General features: G+C 59.9%; 16 protein-coding genes and 1 pseudogene. 11 read left to right on the top strand and 6 right to left on the bottom strand.

All coding sequences use genetic code 11. The annotated features are described in order from the left end of the window. The first annotated feature begins 484 nt into the window (after positions 1 to 484). Positions 485 to 1,327: an NAD-dependent epimerase/dehydratase family protein gene (locus BM235_RS23095; protein WP_090116601.1), complete on the top strand. Its 843-nt coding sequence runs from the start codon at positions 485 to 487 to the stop codon at positions 1,325 to 1,327. A gap of 94 nt (positions 1,328 to 1,421) precedes the next feature. Here BM235_RS23095 and BM235_RS23090 read toward each other — a convergent pair whose 3' ends face one another. Further along, complete coding sequence (locus BM235_RS23090) at positions 1,422 to 2,012, bottom strand: hypothetical protein (RefSeq protein WP_090116600.1); 591 nt, start codon at positions 2,010 to 2,012, stop codon at positions 1,422 to 1,424. A gap of 198 nt (positions 2,013 to 2,210) precedes the next feature. On the opposite strand from BM235_RS23090, the gene BM235_RS23085 reads away from it, so the two are divergent. Continuing rightward, on the top strand, positions 2,211 to 4,337 hold the full coding sequence (locus BM235_RS23085) for a sensor histidine kinase (RefSeq protein WP_090116599.1): 2,127 nt from the start codon (positions 2,211 to 2,213) through the stop codon (positions 4,335 to 4,337). 25 nt (positions 4,338 to 4,362) lie between these two features. Next, positions 4,363 to 5,100, top strand: a complete 738-nt coding sequence (locus tag BM235_RS23080; RefSeq protein ID WP_090116598.1) for a response regulator transcription factor — start codon at positions 4,363 to 4,365, stop codon at positions 5,098 to 5,100. Between the two features lie 66 nt (positions 5,101 to 5,166). On the opposite strand, the gene BM235_RS32155 is transcribed toward BM235_RS23080, so the two are convergent. Next, positions 5,167 to 5,307, bottom strand: a complete 141-nt coding sequence (locus BM235_RS32155; protein WP_158544013.1) for a hypothetical protein — start codon at positions 5,305 to 5,307, stop codon at positions 5,167 to 5,169. Positions 5,308 to 5,419: 112 nt separating this feature from the next. Between BM235_RS32155 and BM235_RS23075 the strand changes: the two genes are divergently transcribed. Further along, positions 5,420 to 5,671 carry a hypothetical protein gene (locus BM235_RS23075; RefSeq protein WP_090116597.1) on the top strand — a complete coding sequence of 84 codons (252 nt, stop codon included), beginning with the start codon at positions 5,420 to 5,422 and terminating at the stop codon, positions 5,669 to 5,671. 2 nt (positions 5,672 to 5,673) lie between these two features. Here the strand turns inward: BM235_RS23075 and BM235_RS23070 are convergent, their stop codons facing one another. After that, positions 5,674 to 6,018, bottom strand: a complete 345-nt coding sequence (locus BM235_RS23070) for a winged helix-turn-helix transcriptional regulator (RefSeq protein ID WP_090116596.1) — start codon at positions 6,016 to 6,018, stop codon at positions 5,674 to 5,676. 139 nt (positions 6,019 to 6,157) lie between these two features. Here BM235_RS23070 and BM235_RS23065 point away from each other — a divergent pair, with 139 nt between their 5' ends. From BM235_RS23065 to BM235_RS23050, 4 genes are all read left to right on the top strand, one after another. Continuing rightward, positions 6,158 to 6,511 (top strand): DoxX family protein, encoded by a 354-nt coding sequence (locus tag BM235_RS23065; protein ID WP_090116595.1) that lies wholly within the window; start codon positions 6,158 to 6,160, stop codon positions 6,509 to 6,511. A gap of 68 nt (positions 6,512 to 6,579) precedes the next feature. Then, positions 6,580 to 7,248 (top strand): hypothetical protein, encoded by a 669-nt coding sequence (locus tag BM235_RS23060; RefSeq protein WP_090116594.1) that lies wholly within the window; start codon positions 6,580 to 6,582, stop codon positions 7,246 to 7,248. A 165-nt stretch (positions 7,249 to 7,413) separates the two neighbouring features. Beyond that, positions 7,414 to 7,719 (top strand): PadR family transcriptional regulator, encoded by a 306-nt coding sequence (locus tag BM235_RS23055; RefSeq protein WP_090116593.1) that lies wholly within the window; start codon positions 7,414 to 7,416, stop codon positions 7,717 to 7,719. Position 7,720: 1 nt separating this feature from the next. Next, a complete protein-coding gene (locus BM235_RS23050; RefSeq protein WP_090116592.1) occupies positions 7,721 to 8,323 on the top strand; it encodes a DUF2812 domain-containing protein in 603 nt (200 codons plus the stop codon). Between the two features lie 37 nt (positions 8,324 to 8,360). On the opposite strand, the gene BM235_RS23045 is transcribed toward BM235_RS23050, so the two are convergent. Continuing rightward, the gene (locus tag BM235_RS23045; RefSeq protein WP_090116591.1) at positions 8,361 to 9,308 is read right to left on the bottom strand and encodes an ATP-dependent DNA ligase; all 948 of its coding nucleotides are present in this window, start codon (positions 9,306 to 9,308) and stop codon (positions 8,361 to 8,363) included. A 142-nt stretch (positions 9,309 to 9,450) separates the two neighbouring features. Here BM235_RS23045 and mgsA point away from each other — a divergent pair. The 3 genes and pseudogenes from mgsA to BM235_RS23030 all read left to right on the top strand — a co-directional run. Continuing rightward, positions 9,451 to 9,855: pseudogene (mgsA, locus tag BM235_RS23040) on the top strand (methylglyoxal synthase); the annotation flags it as partial. 299 nt (positions 9,856 to 10,154) lie between these two features. After that, positions 10,155 to 11,066 carry a non-homologous end-joining DNA ligase gene (ligD, locus tag BM235_RS23035; protein WP_090116589.1) on the top strand — a complete coding sequence of 304 codons (912 nt, stop codon included), beginning with the start codon at positions 10,155 to 10,157 and terminating at the stop codon, positions 11,064 to 11,066. Between the two features lie 191 nt (positions 11,067 to 11,257). Next, positions 11,258 to 11,710 carry a helix-turn-helix domain-containing protein gene (locus BM235_RS23030; protein WP_090116588.1) on the top strand — a complete coding sequence of 151 codons (453 nt, stop codon included), beginning with the start codon at positions 11,258 to 11,260 and terminating at the stop codon, positions 11,708 to 11,710. Between the two features lie 186 nt (positions 11,711 to 11,896). On the opposite strand, the gene BM235_RS32150 is transcribed toward BM235_RS23030, so the two are convergent. Both BM235_RS32150 and BM235_RS23020 read right to left on the bottom strand, forming a co-directional pair. Then, a complete protein-coding gene (locus BM235_RS32150; protein WP_158544011.1) occupies positions 11,897 to 13,663 on the bottom strand; it encodes an S-layer homology domain-containing protein in 1,767 nt (588 codons plus the stop codon). A gap of 200 nt (positions 13,664 to 13,863) precedes the next feature. Continuing rightward, positions 13,864 to 17,127: a winged helix-turn-helix domain-containing protein gene (locus tag BM235_RS23020; protein ID WP_090116587.1), complete on the bottom strand. Its 3,264-nt coding sequence runs from the start codon at positions 17,125 to 17,127 to the stop codon at positions 13,864 to 13,866. Positions 17,128 to 17,137: the final 10 nt, after the last annotated feature.

Raw genomic sequence — 17,137 nt, 5'->3', positions numbered from 1 at the left:
TAATCTTACTGTACGGCTTGTTCCGATCCGTAAACGCTTGGAGCATGCTTGTCCCTTTCGCCACATCCACTCCGACAACCGGTCTCATGTCATCTCCTCCTACAATCGTAGCCGGCATTCCCACGATGGTTCCAATCCCACAGCTTCGCTTGTGATGCGAGGTCCAAATGCCTCAACCAGCTCAAACATGGTCATTGGGGGTAGTGGGAGAACAGTTTTTGCGACGGGGTAAAACTCCCCAAAAACGCCCTCGTTCTCCCGGCTACCGCCATCTTAAACCGGCCATGTAAAAAGGCCAACCAGAAATTCTGGCTGACCTGATAATACGAAATTCGCCTAACGACCTTCTCGAAGATGTCTGTTCCATGCGCGGACCCTCCTTATCCTGACACTCCCAATCGTACGATAAACGCAGGAAGGAAGCCGATTGTCTCCTCTATTATACTGCCCGTAGAGCTTGTAAAAAACGTAGGAGGTTTGGAGCATGGATGTTTTTATAACGGGCGCTACAGGTAAAGTCGGGAGTCGGTTCGCCATGCGTATGCTGCAGCGCGGTCATCGCGTCGCCTTACTGGTGAGGAACGCTAAAAAAGCGGAAGCGCTCCGCCTGCAAGGAGCTGAAATCGTAGAAGGCGATCTGCTGCAGCCGGACGGCTATGTCGACGCGCTGCGGGGCAAGGATGCGGTGATTCACTTGGCAGCACAATTCCGCGGCGTGGACGAGGAGACCACCAGAACGGCAAACTTGGACGGCACGATCGCGCTGGCTAACGCTGCGTTGGAGGCGAATGTGACGAGGTTTGTTTTTACCAGCACCAACAACGTGTATGGTTCGGTCGTACGTACAGGACCGGGTCGCGAGGATGACGAGCTCAGTCCCGTTCATGCTTATCCGAAAAGCAAAGCGGAGGCCGAAGCGGCGCTGCTGGAGCTTTATCGCGAGCGGGGATTGGGCGTGCGCATCGTTCGGCTTCCATTCGTCTATGGCGAAGGCGATCCGCATATCGTGGAAATACTGCCGCACTTGCGCAACTGGCATCCGGCCAAACGCATGCATATGGCGCATCATGCCGATGTGGGCCAAGCCCTGCTGCTCGCAGCCTCCACGCCGGGCATCGATGGCCGCATCTACAATGTGGGCGACGATGCGCCGATCACCGCCGCGGAGCTTCGGGAGCTTCATGGCGGCGAGGGCGTGCCCGAAGCGCAGCAGCAGCCTTTTGATCCATGGGATATGATCGTCGATACGACGCGGATTCGGGAGGAGCTGAACTTTCGCCCGATCTACCCGTCTTTCTATACGGCAAGAGACGCAGGGGCGATTTAAGCGGCGAACAAACAAACCGGACGGAAAAAGGCGACCTCTCGCGAGGCCGCCTTTCGCTTTTGGCGCAATCCCGATCGTCCCGCCCGCACTAAGCTTAAGCACGTGCTTGCGCCCCGGCCGCGTCCGCCGTATACAGGCTTTGCTCGCGCGGCTTCAGCCGCCCGGTCCAGATGCACCAGCCGGCGCCGACGTAGGCGAGTCCCCAGAAGAACGCGAAGTACTTGTTGTCCGCGATCGGCAGGAACATGCTGGCCATCATAATGACGAACAGAATCGGCACCCAGGTCGGGAACACCTTGGCGCGGAACGTCAGAATCGTCAGCAGCAGCGTGCCTCCCGTCATGCCGATCATGTTGCCCATGCCGGTGATCGCGACCGCCAGGCCCTCAGGCGGATTCTGCGCCGTATCGATGATAAACGTCGTGAATACAAGCGCCGTAGTCAACACATTTCCGATGACAATGCCGAGTACGCTGATGAAACCGAGCACCCCTGTCTCCCGAGACTGCGCCAGATATAGCGCGATCGAGCCGGCCGACATGAGCACGCAAGCGATATAGCCGAACGTCAGCTCCTGCGGACTGTCCGTCCCCCATGCCAGCGACGTGGGCGTCATGCCCATCCGGGCGATGCCCGCCACCAAGCAGATCATGCCGAGCCAACGCAGTATTTTTGCTTCCGTCATGATTAATCATCCATCCTTCTCTTATCGCTTGATTGACCTGCGAGTCTTATCATACAAGCGGCGGGGACCGGATCGACAGAGTAGCGATGACTCAAAAAGGCGGGAATCGGCTTCCCGAATCCGGGAATTCGCGGCCATGAAGCGGGAGTTTGCGCATATTTCGTATTCAACGGCACCGCGGCCCATTATAATGAAGCCATGGAAAACGTTCGATGGATGCGCTGGCCGGCATGGCTATTCGGCCTGTTTTTCGCCGCAACGACGGTGCTGTACTTCAACTGCATACCGGCTTATTACGACAAGCTGCAAGAGCAATGTCTGGCCCGAGGCTGCGGCCTGTCCGTCCCCGCGCTGACGATGGACATCGCAGGACTCTCCGTCGCGGAGATCTCGTTGGTCCTCGTCGCGATCGACGTCCTCTTCACGCTCGTCTTTTTCGCGTCGGCGCTCATTCTGCTCTGGAAAAGCCCGCGGGAGCCGGTCGGGCTGCTCGCCGCGCTTGCCATGCTGGCTTTCGGGACGACGTTCCCGTCTCTCGTCAACGTGGCGTCCGTGAGCGGATCGTTCGCCTACTATTGGTTTCAGGGCCTGTCGGCAATCGGCTGGATGTCGATCTCGCTGTTCTGCCTGCTGTTCCCGAACGGCCGCTTCGTTCCCGCCTGGTCCAGGTACGCCATGCTGCTCATCGCGGCGGTCAACGTAGCGGGCTTTGTGAAGGGCGGTCAGATCTGGGGCGGGCTGCCGGGGGCGGAGCTATATTCGCTCGCTTGGTTCCTGTCGTTCACGGTGCTGCTCATCTATGCGCAAATCCACAGGTTCCGCGTCCGCTCCTCCCCCGCGGAGCGGCAGCAGACCAAGTGGGTCGTCTACGGCATAGCCATCGCGTTCGTCGGATTCGTCGTCATCAGCATTCTGTTCGATCCGCGGTTCTACGACGGCAAGGCGAGCAACTTCATCTACCTGAACGCCGGTCTCCACATGAGCCTGTCCGCGCTCCCCGTCACGCTGACGATCGCCGTCCTCCGGCGACGGCTTTGGGCGATCAATCCGCTTGTCAACCGCACGCTCGTCTACGGGGCGCTGACGCTCTGCGTCGTGCTTCTTTACGCGGGGGCCGTGCTCTATCTGGACCGGCTGCTCCGGGCGTGGAATCCGTTCGTCGTCTCGCTGATCGCCACGGGTCTGGTCGCCGCCGCTTTTGCGCCGCTCAAGGAATGGCTGCAGCGACGGGTGAACCGGCTCATGAAAGGCCGGCACGACGATCCGTACGCCGTGCTCCTCGAGCTCGGCAGCCGACTGCTCGAGCCACTTGCGCCGGACGCGATGCTGAAGGCGCTCGCCGTCCAGGTGCAGGGCGCGCTGCGGCTGCCGTACGTGGGCATCGCGATCGAGATCGAGGGCGAGGAGACGTTCATCGCGGAGGCCGGCGAACGCCGGGAAGGGTACGACGTTCACGCGTTCCCGATCGTCTACCGGGGGCCGGCGCTCGGTACGCTGTACGCGCTCGGGCGCTCGCCCGGGGAGGCGTTCACCGCGGACGACGAGCGGTTCCTCGAGCTGCTGCTCCGCCATGCCGGACCGCTCGTGAACAACGCGGACATGCTGCAGGGCATGCGACGGCTGACCGAGGATCTCCGGGAGTCGCGGGAGAAGCTCGTGCTGGCCCGGGAGGAGGAACGCCGCCGGATTCGCAACAACCTGCACGACGAGCTGGCGCCGCGGCTTGCCGCGCTCGCCCTGAAGACGGCGACGGCCCGCAAGGTCGTCGAGCGGGAGCCCGCCTCCGCGACCGCCATCCTCGAGGACCTGGGCCGGGACATCCGAACGTCCGTGGGCGACATTCGCGCGCTCGTGAATGATCTGCGTCCGCCGGCGCTGGACGAGTTCGGCCTGGTCGGCGCGATCCGGATGCGCGTCGACGAGCTGGCGAAGACGTCGGCCGACCGCATGGCGGCGGAGGGCGCGAGCGCCCGGATCGACTTCCGGGTCGATGCGCCGCACGAGCTGCCGCCGCTGCGCGCCGCCGTCGAGGTCGCCGCTTACCGGATCGCGACCGAATCCGTCGTGAACGCGTGGAAGCATGCGGAGGCCGCCGTCTGTCAGGTGAAGCTGGATATCGAGGCGGACGGACGGCTGATCGTCGAAGTGACCGACGACGGCGTCGGCGTCGGCGCCTCCAGGCTGCCGGGCTGGTCGGGCCAGGCGGGCGGCGGCATCGGGCTTGTATCGATGCGGGAGCGAGCCGCCGAGATTGGCGGGGAGTTCGCCATCGGGCGCAGGGAAGGCGGCGGCACGCGGGTATGGGTGGCGCTGCCGCTGCAATAGCCATTCGCGAGAGGAGCGTGTGCCGGTGAGAATCATCATAGCCGAGGATCATCCGATGTTCCGCAGCGGCGTGCGGGGATTGCTCGCCACGACCGACGACCTCGAGGTCGTCGGAGAGGCCGCGGACGGCGAAGAGGCGGTGCGGATCGCGGGCGAGCTGCTGCCGGAGCTCGTGCTGATGGACATCCGGATGCCCGGCCTGAACGGGATCGAGGCGACGCGGCTCATCCGGGAGCGCTATCCGCGGACCGAGGTGCTCATCCTGTCGATGCACAGCGACGACCAGTCGGTGTTCACGGCGATGCGGGCGGGCGCCAAGGGCTACGTCCTCAAGGACGCGGACGAGGAAGAGCTGCTGCAGTCCATCCGCATGGTAGGCAGCGGCCGCGCCGTCTTCGGCACCGGGATCGCGGAGCGGATGATGCAGTATTTCGCCGCGCACGCGGGGAGCGCCGGCGATGGCCCATCGGCCGTGGGCGGTGGTGGCGGAAATGGCGCGGACGATGGAGCCGGCGGCCGCACCGGCACGGACTGGCGGCAGCTGGCGGCCAGCGAGACCTTCTCCGGCCTGACGCGCCGCGAGGCAGAGATTCTGGCGCGGATCGCGAGCGGCGACACGAACGCCCAGATCGCGGAGCGGCTGTTCATCAGCGCCAAGACGGTCGCGAATCACGTGTCCACGATTCTAAGCAAGCTGCAGGTGCTCGACCGCCACGAAGCGAGAAAGCTGGTGGAGCGGTCGCGCCCGCCGGAGCGTCCGTAAACGCGTCAAAAAAGCCGAACCTCCGCGAGAGAGATTCGGCTTGTCTTCGTTGGGCGGGTTAGACGCTTAGCACCAGCCTACTTCGGGCCAGTCGCTTCCGTAGATAATCGGAAAAAGGTAAGCCATCGCAAGGCCGCTGTACACGACCTTCATGCGAGCGTCGAAAGCGAGCTTTTTCATTTTTGTCCAAGCGCCGTTGTTCATCATTATCCCGTCCTTCTAAGTAAAGTGGTTTTATACAAGGCATAATTTACCACAAAATAGGGAATCATGAAACCTTGTCATTAAGGGGAAGCATGATCGGAGGACGGAGCGGCGAATGAGCGCTGAACTTGATCGGTTAATTCGCATGATGGATCAAGTGGTATCGATGGAGCTGAGGGTGGAAAATTCGGAAGTTCAAAGCGCGCTCGACATGATGGACGGATACGGGCTGAGATACAAAAATTCATGGGCATCCATGGAAATGTCGGGTCATACCGTTATCGAGTTTTGGCGGAAGGATCTGTTTAAATCCTCGGCGGTTCCGCAGCAAAACGGCGCGAGCGGCGACGATCGGGACCGAGCGTAGGATCATTCCGCCGTACGTTCTTCCCCGTACAATTCGGTCAGATGAGCGATATGCCCGACGCCCCAGTCGTTCATGGCCTGCAGGATCGGCGTCAGTCGCTGCCCGTATTCCGAGATGGAATACTCCACCTTGGGCGGAATCAGCGGATAGACCTCTCTGCGTACGATATCGTGATATTCGAGCTCCTTCAGCTGCTGAGAGAGCATCTTTTTGGTGATGTCGGGAATCGACTTCTGCAGCTCGCTGAACCGCATCGTGCCGCTTGCGAGCAGGCGCAGCAGGATCACGGGCTTCCATTTTCCGATGAGAATCTCGAGCGTCGTCTCGAATTTGCAATAAGCCGTCATGCCGTGGCCTCCAGTCGTGGTCTAAGGTTTTCTTTTCTATACCTTGTATGGTTAAAGTGCCTTCTTCCGGCGCGTCGTCCTACCCCCTATTATAGGCGATAGGCATAGGTTGACGACATACGAGAAGAGGGGTAGGACGATGAATATCGCGTTATGGATCGTGCAGGGACTGCTCGCGCTGGGGGTTCTTTACTCGGGATGGATGAAGGCGATCCAGTATGAAAAGGGGGCGGCCGCATGGGGCTGGGTCAAAGGTATGCCGAAAAGCCTCGTCGTCTCGATCGGCGTCCTGGAGCTGCTCGGCGCGCTGGGTTTGCTTCTGCCCGAGGGGACGGGGATCGCGCCGGCGTTGACGCCAATCGCCGCAATCGCCCTGGCAGCCGTCGTTCTTTCCGGCGCGCTTTTTCATATTTTCCGCAAAGAATACCGGGAGATCGGCATTAACGTCGTGTTCCTTGCGCTCGCCGTATTCGTGGCCGTCGGGCGCCTCTGAGGACGGCCTGCGAGTTATAATGGTTGTCGTGCGGTTTATACGACATGGATGAAGGCGAGGTACCGCGGATGATCGAGCGGCGGATCTACCGGGCCGAATGGCTGGACGGGAAAAAAGGCGAGGGCGTCGAGGCGCTTGGCAAGAGCGGGCAGGCACTGAGCCTGGTCCGGGCCGGGCGGGTGATGACGGCGGCGGCTTTTCACTGGGAAAACAACCTGTTCCTCTACTACGAATGTATCGACGGTCCGATCGCGCCCGAGGAAATCGCGGGGGATGCCGAGTCGTATCTGCAGGATTGGCCGGGACAAGCGCGGCCGCGGAAGTGGATCCCGATGATCGACGTCTTCCACTTCAACGAGCCGACGAGCGCCGAGCATTGGCTGCGCAAGGACCCGGTCGAACGGCGTGCGGGGAGAGTCGCGCACTTGAAGCCTGAGATGGCCGCCAGCTACATTTATTATCACTATCAGCTTCAGGAGGAGCGCGCGTTCCTCGGGCCCAAATACGAGATCATCGCGATGCACGAGAACCTCCTCTTCGGGTACCAGGAGTTTCCGGCGGTTATGGAAGCGCCCATGCTGCCGGGACTTCTTCATACCAAGGGCACGCCGGAGCCTTGGAGCGACGCGCGGATGGACCTGCATTTTCAGCCATGGGAAGACGACGGTTACCTGTACTTCAAACAGGTCGACCCGATATTCGCGTACTACATCGGCGATGCGGCTGCTAAAGCGTGAGGAACGAACAAGAGGCGCCAGTCTGCCCCTGCAGCTAGGGGACAGCTGGCGTTTTCGTCCATAAATAGGGATGACAATTATACAGTTGAAATGTATAGTTGAACTGTATATAATCGTATTAAGTTCAACTGTACAGTTAGACTGTATATAGAGAGGGGGCGCCGCATGAAGCATCCGCTGCTACCGCTGTCGGAAACGATGCATTATATTTTGCTGGCGCTCAAGGAGCCGCTTCATGGGTACGCGATCATGCAGGCGGTCGAGCAGATGAGCGAAGGGACGGTCATCCTGGCGGCCGGCACGTTGTACGGCGCCGTGGAGAATTTGAGCAAGCACGGCTGGATCGCGCCGGTGCCGGGCGAGATGGGCCGCCGGAAAGTATACCGGATCACGGAAGACGGGGAACGCATCCTGGCTATCGAGCGGGGAAGGATCGAGCATCTGCTATCACTCTATGAAAGGAGGGGTTAAGGTGAGAAAACGGAAATGGTTCGTCGACCTGCTGAAAGAGGAAAAATGGCTGAACGATCTCCTGGCCGAAGGATACGCTTGCCGCAGGATCGGTTCGCTCGGCGGGTACGCCTTCGAGCCGTCCGATCGCAAGATGGTCATCCGTCTCGACTATCAGCGTCAGATGAGCGCCGAGAAATACGAGGAATATAAGGGAACCTACGCGGACTTCGGATGGACCCATCTGAAAGGCAACCGCTGGGGGAGCGTGCAATATTGGCAAAAGCCCGCGGACGGCCGCGACGAGATTTTTTCCGATGCCGGCTCGCAGGTCGCCTTCTATAAGCGCCTGACGCATTACGCGCTGACGACGGCATGTCTCTTTTTCGTGTACACCTTCGCCGTGTTCAACGGGAATATCTATGCCGCCCTATTCAATATCAGAGCAAGTTATTTAACCGAAGGCTTATGGGAGAGGGAAGGGACGGCATTCTGGCGCGCTTTTCTATTCGAAACCCCGTTTGCGATGCTTCGCTTCCTCCCGGCCTGGATCTTCGGGATTGCTATCGTCATGTTCCTCTACAGCTATTTCCAATACCTGAAGCGGAAAAAGGAATATGCGTGACCGGAGATTCGGGAGCCTTGCGCCGATTATTTGTTTTTCATTCAATCCACGGCAGCTTGCATTGCTCCGGCGATGCATTTACGAACGCCTGAATGGAAGGCTGGCGCAGCGCGCGGCCTTCCCGCCATCTCCACTCGCTGTACTGCACCTTGGCCGTCAGCTTCGGCGTTACCCAATAGGCGTCCTTGTGCCGGTCGGGCCGGTTGGCGAACGGTGAACGCTTCGCCGCCAACGGCGCGAGCGTTGCCGTCAAATCCCGCCATTCGGCCTTCGTCAGCCTGCCCGTGCCGGTATGGCCGATGTACCACAGCTTGCCTGTTTGGTCGTACTGGCCGAGCAGCACGGCGTTCACGATCCCGTCGTTTAACGTAAACCCGCCGATGACCGCCACAATGTCCCCGTAGTTTTTCACCTTTCGCCAGCGCGCGTCCTTCCCGCCGATCGCATAGGCGCTGCGCAGATCCTTGCATACGATCCCTTCCATGTCTTGCTGCCGGATCACCTCGAACAGCTGCTCGCCCTCGTGGCCCAGCACCAATTGAACCCTTTCATTCGGCGTGACGATGCTGTGCAGCAGCTCGAGCCTGTCGGCCAGCGGCCGGCGGTTCACCCATTCCCCATTGTAGTAGACGATATCGAAGACCATATACGTGATGGGCACAAGGCGCTGCATCTCCTCCACGCGGTCCAGCTTCTGGATCAGGTCGCGACGCATGACTTCGTGAAAAGAAGGCTTGCCGTCCTGCGCCAGCGCGATCACCTCGCCGTCCAGGATGACGGAGGAAGCCGAGCAGTACGAGGCGACGTCGAGCAGCTCCGGGTAGTGGCTGGTCCGCTCGTTTAGCTTGCGATTGAACAGGGTGGTAGCGCCTTGATCATGATAGGTAACGATACGCGTGCCGTCCCACTTGATCTCGTATCGCCAATGGGATTCGGTCGGGATCGTCTCGCTGATGACCGGCTCGAACGGATAGATGGGCTCCATGACTGTCCTCCTCACTTTTGTTTATATGTCATGATATCTAACTCGAATATTGGCTTTGACGATTTATGTTGTCGATAAATCAAATTAATGATAGTATTATGTAATAATATATAACATTAAAATGATTGCAGAGGTGATTGAGGTGAATGTCGCTTTTGTCGCGCATGATCACAAGAAGGAAGAGATGATTGCGTTCACGATCGCTTACCAAGATTTGTTCAAACCCCACACGCTATTCGCTACGGGCACGACGGGACGGCTTATCATGGAAAATACGGATCTGGACATTATGACCTTCAAGTCCGGACCGCTGGGCGGCGATCAACAGATCGGCGCCATGGTATCGCAGAACGAACTGGATCTGCTCGTCTTCTTCCGGGATCCACTCGTCGCGCAGCCGCATGAACCGGATATCACCGCTTTGCTTCGACTGTGCGACGTATACGGCATTCCCGTAGCGACGAATATGGCCACGGCCGAGTTGCTTGTCCATTCATTGGAGCGTGGGGACTTCCACTGGCGGGATGTCATTCATCAAAACCGTCCTTCCAACGTCGCCCATTTTAAAAGATCGTTATCTTCAACCGCAAAACAAGAAGCGACAGGTGTAGTCGATCAGAGCCTTCCTCGCGCCGATTCGGTCTAGTCCCCATCTTGCCGCCGTATGCAGACTTACCTGAAAAGCCGCGCAGTTTGCGGCTTTTTTGTGCTGTGAAGTTTGGCAGTACCTTGATCAAGGTAAGTAACGATAAACGCGTCGCCCCGCTTCCTGGCCTCGCCTCCTTACATATTCTGGACCGCCGGGCGTAAATTATGACCAGCTTGCACCAAAAAGGAGTTTTACGGATGGAAAAGCAGCTGTACGCGATCGAAGGAAGGGAAATCGAGATCACGCATCCGGACCGCGTCGTCTGGCCCGAGGCCGGCATCGCCAAGCTGGACCTGATCCGGTATCTAATGGCGGTCGCGCCATACATGCTGCCGTATACGCGGGATCGCATGCTGATGGTGTGGCGATATCCCGACGGGATCGGCGGGAAGCGGGTCGAGGAGCGCTCGATTCACGGCGAGGCCCCCGTGTGGGTCCCGCGGGTCGCGTACGGGGGCAAGGAGCGGATCTTGCTGAACGACGCCGCGACGCTGGCCTGGCTCGCGAACCGGGGCGCGATCGAGTTCCACGTGCCGTTCGACCGTTACGATCGCAAGGATGTGCCGACCGAGCTCGTATTCGACCTGGACCCGGCGGCGGGCATGCCCTTCGAAGCGGTGCGCGAGGTCGCGCTGAAGCTGAAGGAGACGCTGGACGGGCTGTCGCTCGCGAGTTTCCCCAAGACGTCCGGCGCTACGGGCATGCAAATATTCGTGCCGATCGAGCCTAAATATACGTTCGAGGAAGCCCGGCTCATCAACGCGTTCGTCGCCCGGTACATGCTGGAGCAGATGCCGGATCGGATCACGCTCGAGCGCGTCGTGGAGAAGCGTGGGAACAAGCTGTACTTCGACTATCTGCAGCTGTGGCGAGGACGGACGATGGCGGCCGTCTATTCGGTGCGGGCGACGTCGCAGGCAACCGTCTCTATGCCGGTGACCTGGGAGGAGGTGGCCGCGGGCTTCGAGCCGGCGGACTTCACGATCGCGACGGTGCCGCAGCGCCTGCGAACGGTCGGCGACTTGTTCGGGGGCGTCTCGTCGGAGGCGCATCGCGTCGATCAGCGGGTGGACGAGGTGCTGGCGTTTGTACGGCGGAACGGGCAGTAGCGGCGTGCACTGGCAATCGCAACAATACAGAGCAGCAGGGAGGCAGCGGCCCTCGCGAGCTCTGTATTTTTTTGCGTAAAAGGGCCTCGCAACCTGGCGTTGCGGCGCGTCGCAACGAGAAGGTTCTTTACTTTCGGCCGGACCCGGCTCGATAATGGGGGCATATCCGCCGCGGAAAGGATAGCTGCTATATGGTATTCGGGGAGAAGCTAAAAACGGAACGGAATCGGAAGGGCTGGTCGCAGGAGGAGCTGGCCGAAAAGCTGTATGTCAGCCGGCAAGCGGTATCGAAGTGGGAGAACGGACAGAACTATCCGAGCATCGAGATCATCATCAAGGTGAGCGACTTATTCGAATTGACCATCGACGAGCTATTGCGGAGCGACGAGGAGCTGAAGCGAAAAGTGATCAAGGACGGCAGGAAGCTCGCGTACCCGGGGTTAAAGTCGGCATTCGACGTGTTGTTTCTCATCGGCATCGCCCTGCTCGCGATTAAGCTGGGCGTGCTGGCGCTGAACAAGCTCACGCCCATGGATGTGGAGCTGGTCGGCGGGCGCTTCTTCTGGAATTTCGCCTCTTTGATCCTGATGGCGGGCGGAGGCATTGGAGCGGGCATTTTGAAGGAGAAGTATAAGGCGGACTGATCGCGGATTGATTTTGCTTTGCTGACCATATCGCGCTGGCATTTGCGCTGCACATGCGGATAACTGCTAAAATTCAGTTATTTCAGCCGAAATTGCAAGAAATAGCTGCTGAAATGCAAGTATCTTCTTCATTGCAACGAAAAACCGTCAGGGCAGAATCCCTGACGGTTTTTTCAGATCACTGGCTTAACCCAATCCAGAAACGGACGCCTGGACGCTTCCTTGCGTAATCGGTTGGCCATCGGAATCCTTCAGCGCACCTGCCTTAAAATTCACGCGTACGACGTCGTCCACTTCCAGATTGATGGGAGAGGAGAGCATGAGCATGGCGGACATTGGAGTCAGCTGAATGTAGCCGGAAGTGATATCAACGTCTTCTGAATCCTCGTCGTCAGGGTTGATAACTATGGAATCGATCCAACCCGAAATTGGAAAATTACCCATTGTCGTGGTGCTCAAGCCGACGTTCGAAGTAATAGACAAGGAATAATTGTCACCCGGGGACAGCTGTGAAAGAAATACGACGTCCTGCGGAATGACCACGGTATCGCTGTAATAGAGCTGTACGAACCAGACAACACTGCCTGTGCTGTCTACTGCAGCCAATCCGATATTGTTCCGGCCGCCGCTTACGTCAATGTCACTACCTGCTGTATATGGAACACCGTAACCTGTCGCCCCGGCAGCCGGCGTTACGGCTTCGACGCTAGCGAAAACTCGCCAAGATGTCGTACCCGACGGCATATTCGTGCTTAATGATTGAATCTGAGCCGTTCCAGGCATGGAGCCCAGCTTGGGGAGCGTGTATTTGTTAAACAGAAGAGAGAGATCCTGAGGCTCCTCGGCAATCTGGTCTCCTGCAACAGTGATATCGATGAACCGAACCACGGCGCCGGTTTCCGCATTGACTTCATAAAGTCCGATATGATCGTTTGCTTCGATATTGGTAATATTGCTGCCAGACTGGTACGCTTCACTGATCTCGCTCACGTCATTGCCTACGTTGGGAACGGAGAAAGCGTTGGGCTGCGTTGCTATCCGCAGCACGTTGCCCGCGTCAGCCGTATAGGTGATGCGAGTAGAATAAGCTAGAGTACCTGCTTCAGCATCAACGTCCTCAATCTCCGGGGCAGCAGTCTGCGCAGGCTCTTCGGACGGCGTCGGGGTTGGCTCCTCAGACGGCGTCGGCGTTGGAGTAGGCGTCGGTGTAGGAGTCGGAGTAGGCGTCGACACAGGCGGCTGATAAACCGGCGGCGTCGGCGTCGGAGTTGGCGTCGGTGTAGGTGTTGGCGTAGGCGTCGGTGTAGGCGTCGATCCCGGTGGTACGTACTGCTCCTTAGCCTCATAAGCTCCGGTGAGAAGCAGGTCGCGCGTCGCGTTCGTTTTGCCGCCGAACGTCCCGTCCGCGCCGTTGGACAGGAGCTTCAGCTCCAAGGCGAGCTCGACGTATCCTTTGGCCCAATACGACACGGTATCATCGTTAACGCCCGGCTTTTTTTGCGCCTCTTCTTTTTGACCTAGCACCTTAACCAAAAACGTCGCCAGTTGCTCCTTGGTGACTTTACCGGCAGGGTCGTACACACCGGAGCCGTAGCCGTCCGTAATGCCGGCCGTCTTGAGCGCTTCGATATACGGCAGCGCATAACCGTTCGCCGCATCATCGGCCTTGACGTCCTTGAAGCTGGAAGTCTTCAGCGACGTGTCGACCTCCAGACCGGTAATCAGCGCGGCGACCTTGGCGAACTGGGCGCGATTCATCTCGTCCTTCAAGCCGAAGGTGGTGTCGGATACGCCATCGAAGACGCCCGCCGAAATCAACGCGTCGAACTTGGCCTTCGTCGCCGCGTCCAGGTCCTTCAAGTCCGTGAAGTCGGCCGACGTTTTCGCGAACGCAGCCGCGCTCGGGAGGGACAGGGATAAAGCGAGAAATAAGCTAACCGTTCTTTTTTTCATCGTGAACCGATAGGCCTCCTCTGCATGCTGTTTAAACTGAGTCTATAGTAGCAAAATTGACTGAACAAAATATGATACGCAGATGCATGTCCGGAGCTGGGAATGCCTGATCTAACAAGGGATCTCATTAAAAATCGCTGCATTTCCCAGCATTTAGAAATCGTGGATTTATTGGATTCTTAGCGTAATTTGTCGTCGCCCTAACGCAGGTTCAACAGTCGCTTGGCCTCATCCCCCGGCTCCAGCCGATATTCGGTGCGCAGCATTCGCTTGAGCGCGTCGTATTGCTTGAGCGCGGCGATCCGGTCCTTGCACGCGAGATAAGCTTGGATGAGCCGTACGTGTATGTCTTCCCGCCAGGCGGCATGCTTGAGCGCCCTCTTCATCACGGCAATGGCGGCCGGATAATTTCCATCGCCCATATAATAATCATTGATTTGGAACAACAGGGCCAAATATTCGTTTTCAAGACTTTTGCCGACCGGATCGGACCAAGGATAACCGTTGTCCGACAGATAAGGGCCTGTATAGAGTTTGGCTATAGCCTCGCAGCGGTCGATATTGTCGTCGGTCGGGGGCATACCGGCGGATGCCCAAGCCTCGAACGACATATAATCGCAGTCCAGAACGTCGACGTCGACGCGATAAAATCCGCGGTTGTGCTGAATGACGCCTTCGATGCCGATGCTTCCGAGCGTCTTGCGGAGCAGGTGCACCGTCGTGTGCAAATTGGCGGACGTCTTGGCGGAGTCGTCGTCCCACAACGCGTCCATGATGCGATACCGGTCCACCGCCTCTCCCCTATGATGCACCAGGTAGGCCAGAAGCTCCTCCGCTTTGGATGTTCGCCACCGGACTTCCCGGCTGTCGGGGCCGCATACTTTGAATCTGCCGAAACAGCTCACAAGCAGCCGTCCGGCAGCAGGCGCGGAACGTTCCGCAACCTCGCCGCCCTCCGTCGACCCGCGCTCCGAGGCTGCGCCGACCTTCGCGGCCATGCGCTCCTTCGCTGTCCCGCGTTGCGCCGCCTCGCCGCCCTCCGACTTATTGTCGCGCCCCGCCGTCCTGTTGCTCTCGGCTGCGCGGCCTATCGCCGACCCACGCGCCACCGTCCTGCCTGCACCATCGGCCGAGAACGCCTGCAGCAGCCTTCGCGCATACGCGAAGGTGCCTCCTGCCCCGCGCGCCTCCGTCTCGACATACGCGTCCAGCAGCTCCGCCATGGCTTCGCCTTCGTCGACGAAGCTGCGGACGAAGCCTTGCGGCTCCGCGAGGCGCAGGGCCGTGTCCAGCTTGACCAACGCTTCGTCCGTCCGCCCGATTCCGCGAAGCGCCGCGCACTGCGCGAGCAGTGCCTGGATCCGGTCCCGCAGGCGGTCCTCCCTGCACAGCAGGGCGTACAGCCGCTCCGCCAGATCCAGCGCCTCCGCCCCGCGCCCGCAGGCGGCGAGCACCCGGGCGAGCGCCAGCTGCTCGGCCACGCTGCCCGCGGACACCTCGTCCGCGGGCGACATCCCGCAGCGCGCCAGCCACTCCGCCGCTCGGCGCAGATCGCCTTGCCGCACGAACAGGCAGGCTTCCTCCGCCTCGATCCTGCGCATATACAAATCGTAGTCCGGCGAGTCGACGCGCGCCCGCAGCTGGAGCAGCAGGTCCGCCGCCTCCGCCGGATACCTCCGAGCTTGCATGATTCGCGATGCGCTCCCGTACAGGTGCAGGAGGGTCCGGGCGACGGGGGGCGTATCGCTGCGACCCAGCAAGCGGCGCACGCACGCTTCCGCTTCCTCGAGCCGGTTCCATTCATACAGCAGCCTGCTGTGCGAAGCGTTCAGCGACAGGACGAACGGGTGGGCCAGATTCTCGCCCCAGACGCCTAGCCATTTGTCCATGAACTCGCTCGCGGCATGGTAATCGTTGAGATAGCCCAGATGATCGTCGAATTCGTCGAGCGCGTGATTGTTGTTGAACGAGACCGACCGCAGTACCCTGGCTTCGGGAAAGAGACGTTCGGCGAGCTCGAAGTACCTGGATACGCCCGCCAGGTCCTTCAGCAGATAACAGGAGATCCCGCTCAAAAAGTAAAGGTTGCCCATCACCGACCGCCATGCGGATTCGTCCATCGCGCCCTGCAGCGCCTCGTATCGTGTCCGCGCCTCTCCGATCTTGCGCGCGGCGTTCTCCTTCTGTCCGCTGCCGGTCAGCAGGAGCAGATAGAACATCTCCGCCATCGGCCTCCCCGCGAGAGAGCCTTCGGGCAGCCGCAGCACCCAGCGGCTCAGCGTCGCGCCCCTGCTCTGGATCAACCCGGGGAGATGCCGCTCGATCAGCCGCACGGCATCTGCATACTGCCGCCCCTCCATATAGTGCTCGCCGGCTTCTTCGATCGCACCCTGCTCTTCCAGCCAGCGTGCCGCTCTCGCATGCGCGCCTGCCCATCCTTCGGGATCGCTGCCGGCGAACTGACCGCGCAGGAAGTCGGAGAGCAGGTGATGGTACCGGTACCAATGCCGTTCTTCGTCCAGCGGGATCAGGAACAGGTTGAGCTGCTCCAGCCGCGCGAGCAGTTCGCGACTGTCGGTCCGGCCCGTCACGGCCTCGCACAGCGGCGGGTGCAGCCGGGCCAGCACGGAGGTCTGCTTTAAAAAATCGCGAAGCGGCTCCGGCAGCTCGCGGTACACTTCCTCGAGCAAGTAATCCGCGATCTGCCGGTGCCTGCCGCTGAATTGAAGGATGAAGGAGGTCGGATCGGGGCTGCGCCCGAGCGAGATGGCCGCGAGCTGCAGCCCGCTGACCCAGCCCTCGGTCTGCCGCAGAAGCTCGGCCGCCTGCCCCTTGGTCAGCGGCGTTTTTTCGAAGAAAACGAGACCCTCGTCCAGCTCGAAGCGAAGATCGTCCGCGGACAGGCGGAGCAGCTCTCCTCTCGCGAGCAGTCTGGCGGTCGGTACCGCCAACTCGGCCCGGCTGGCGATATAGAGATGGATGGAAGCGGGCAGATGCTCGATAAAGTAGGCAAAGGACCGGTTGATGGCCGGATGCTCGATAAAGTGAAAATCGTCGAGCACGAGCGCGAGCTCCGCCGCGATCCCGCACAATTCGTTCAGCAGCGCCTTGATCGCGGGCTCCGACGACAAGGCGAAAGCCGGCGCCGAGACCGACGACGGCCCTTCCTTCACCAGCGGCAGGACCGATTGTCCGAACTCGGGGAAGACGGCCTCGACGGCCGCCGTCACGCAGCTCCAGAATTGAATCCAGTCGTTGTCCGTCCGGTCCAGCGAGACCCAGGCGACAGGATGGGCGCAGGCCCGCGCCCACTCGCCGATCGCCGTCGTCTTGCCGTATCCGGCCTGGGCGGACACGAACGTCAGCTTGGTCTTTAGTCCTTCGCTCAGCTTGAGCGTTATTCTCGGCCGGGGGACGAGCGTGCCCCGCGCGGGGGGGATGATAATCTTCGTACGTACGATCAACCGGAGCGCC

The organism is Cohnella sp. OV330 (genome assembly GCF_900112065.1).
Taxonomy (GTDB): domain Bacteria; phylum Bacillota; class Bacilli; order Paenibacillales; family Paenibacillaceae; genus Cohnella.
Note: the sequence above shows the minus strand (reverse complement) of the source record. Positions and strands in the feature narration are given on the sequence as shown.